This is a genomic window from Shewanella sp. 11B5, from assembly GCF_002836795.1.
Lineage (GTDB): Bacteria > Pseudomonadota > Gammaproteobacteria > Enterobacterales > Shewanellaceae > Shewanella > Shewanella frigidimarina.
In genome coordinates this window covers 1-2,693 of the sequence record NZ_PJAP01001010.1, presented here as the reverse complement: position 1 = coordinate 2,693, position 2,693 = coordinate 1, and the positions used below count along the sequence as shown (strand labels likewise).

The 2,693-nt window shown below is 37.3% G+C and carries 3 protein-coding genes; 2 read left to right on the top strand and 1 reads right to left on the bottom strand.

Annotation, left to right across the window (positions count from 1 at the left end; all coding sequences use genetic code 11):
• The first annotated feature begins 249 nt into the window (after window positions 1-249).
• Together CXF78_RS19620 and CXF78_RS19615 are read left to right on the top strand one after the other, a co-directional pair.
• Window positions 250-681, top strand: a complete 432-nt coding sequence (locus CXF78_RS19620; RefSeq protein WP_257984958.1) for a hypothetical protein — start codon at window positions 250-252, stop codon at window positions 679-681.
• A gap of 770 nt (window positions 682-1,451) precedes the next feature.
• Complete coding sequence (locus CXF78_RS19615) at window positions 1,452-2,102, top strand: response regulator transcription factor (protein WP_102037701.1); 651 nt, start codon at window positions 1,452-1,454, stop codon at window positions 2,100-2,102.
• A gap of 8 nt (window positions 2,103-2,110) precedes the next feature.
• On the opposite strand, the gene CXF78_RS19610 is transcribed toward CXF78_RS19615, so the two are convergent.
• A partial coding sequence (locus tag CXF78_RS19610) for a response regulator (protein ID WP_145991578.1) occupies window positions 2,111-2,693 on the bottom strand: 583 nt, incomplete at its 5' end.

Here is a 2,693-nt window from a genome sequence, read left to right as displayed (position 1 = left end):
AAATTAGTATTAGAAGATGGGGTTTTAGGCTTTATTTTAGTGTAAACCGCAGTCTTTAATTGGCTTTACGACGTGTATCAACCGTACCAAAAATGGTTTGCTAATTTGGCACATTAATCTGGTTCATTAGTTTGGCAGTTATAAAGCGTTACCCATTGATGTAAAAGATGATTTAATCAACAAGCAACTTTTTATTCTATTACTGTCATCGCTGCTGTGGCATCATAATGTGTGAATAATCAAAGCTGGATGTTAATAGTGAACAAATATTGCCTAAATTGCACTGCTCTGGTTTTCGCCAGTGTGTCGATGCTAGTCAATCCTGCACAGGCTGACGCGCTAACACCTTTCACCAGTGATGGTTGCAGTGCGTTTCCTAATGGGACTTTCGAGCAAAGTGAATTATGGTTGGCATGCTGTCAAAAACATGATTACGACTATTGGAAAGGCGGCACATTTGATGAACGCCTCACATCAGATAAAGCGTTACGTGCTTGTGTCACAAACGTGGGTCAGCCACAAATTGCTTTATTGATGTTAGCCGGAGTAAGAGTGGGTGGCACGCCTTATTTACCTACTCAATTTCGCTGGGGTTATGGTTGGTCATACCCAAGAGATTACGGTGCACTAACTGACGATGAGCATCAACAAGTCGAGCTGTTATCTGGCCTAGTTATGTAAATTCAAACACCTCTGTTAGGCTGTTTTTTAAACACATGAATTTCAATTCAAAATCACCATGCCTTTGATACATTAAGTAATAATGGCATCAGTTATCCTTGTACACATTGTGATGCAATTCATCACCACAACTAGTGCATCTTAAAGAGCTTCATTGTTTCTCCAGATACACGATCTTGCATATAGCTACCCAAAAATATTTTTGCAACAGCATAACCCTCACAACAACCTTTTTATTCATGTGGCCAAATGACATTGTTAGCGCTTCACAGGTAAGTTAGCTATTATCCCTGAACTTACCAGAACCTAAGCTATTACGTACGACTTGAATAGGTTGTTCACCATAAGTATGATCACTAAATATTGGCAATATTCTTTAACATTTTAATTTGATTGTTTGAGCCTGTAACCAAGCATTTGAACGCTAACACCTCAATTTAAACTTACTTTAGCAGCCGTCATTCTTTGATCTCTAACTAAAAAAATACATTAAATGTAAACTCTTAGGTATACCTTTTCCGTTTTTCATTTCTGCTTACTCGTTAGCTTATTATGTCTTAACTGAGGCTGTCGAATCCGTTAAAACACGCCTGTGCTTTGTCGTTTAAACGTGCTTTTTTACGTTTGATGGCTTAGTCCTTTAGTCTTGTTTGCCATAATTGCCATTGAAGTTATTTATAATATTGTTACCTTATCGAGTTAACACTAGCTTGGCGCACATTTACTTAGCTAACACTAAAAGCTCATCAATCTAAATATTAAGTTATAAAATGACATTAAATACTAAGATCATTATCGCAGATGACCACCCACTTTTTAGACAAGCATTGTCGTTCATGTTGAAGTCTAGCTTTGTTTGTTCTTGTTTACCTGAAGCACAGACGATTCCTGAATTAGAGCAAAAATTGCAAGAAACCTCTGATATCGATCTGATACTACTTGATCTGGATATCCCGGGGGCGCAAGGTTTTAACACTTTGATTAATATCCGACACACATATCCAGAAATTGGTGTGATTGTTATTTCTGGTTTTGAAGAGCCTGAGACGATTCGTAAGGCCATGAACTTAGGTGCTGCGGGATTTATACCTAAGTCGACACCTGTACCGGCAATGATCAAAGCAATTAATGATGTTATTAACGGGAAGTTATGGACGCCAATCGGAAGTTATAATCCTGATGATGATATCGTAGAACAAGAAGATAAGTTGATATCATTAACACCACAGCAACGGAAAATATTATTGATGTTTGCTGAAGGTTTGCTTAATAAGCAAATAGCTTATGAGCTTAATCTTTCAGAATCCACAATAAAAAGCCATGCAAGTACTATATTTTTAAAGCTAGGCGTAAAAAATCGCACACAAGCAGTTATTCTATTAAATGATCGTCAAATGGCAAATGCATCTTTTACACAGTAACGATTGTGCTAATTGAATGAGTTAGGAATGTAATTTTGCTCTAGTTTTCTCGTCAATAATGAGCTCATTAAAGCACGTAAAGCGAGTGGTTTTATGATCTTCCTTAAATAGCCTATATCAGCTTGTTGTGCTTGTACTAATACGGACTCATCTGTTGTCGCAGTAATTAATATTGCAGGTAGTGGGTAATGACTTTTCGCCCGTAGACAAGCAATTAACTCAATGCCATTAAGTCTATTTTCATTAGCACAGCGATTATTCTTATTGTGATTATTTGAAAAATTGCTTCTTTTGTGTGAGTTTTTGTATTGAAGATAATCACTTTGCTTTTCGTCAACCAATTGATAATCTACTAATAATATATCGATATCTTCTTCGTGAGCCTGATAAATTTCAAGAGCCTGCTTAGCAGTGCGGGCAGTAAAAACTCGACATTTCCACGCGGTTAATAAGTCACTCATGCCCGATATTACATCCATCTCGTTGTCAATGCAAAGTACGCCTACCCCTTGTAAAGTTGCACTGGCCCGAGTGGCTTTTGCTTGTATTATTTTTGGCTCTTTGGCAATGGGAACTTCAACGCTAAATAAG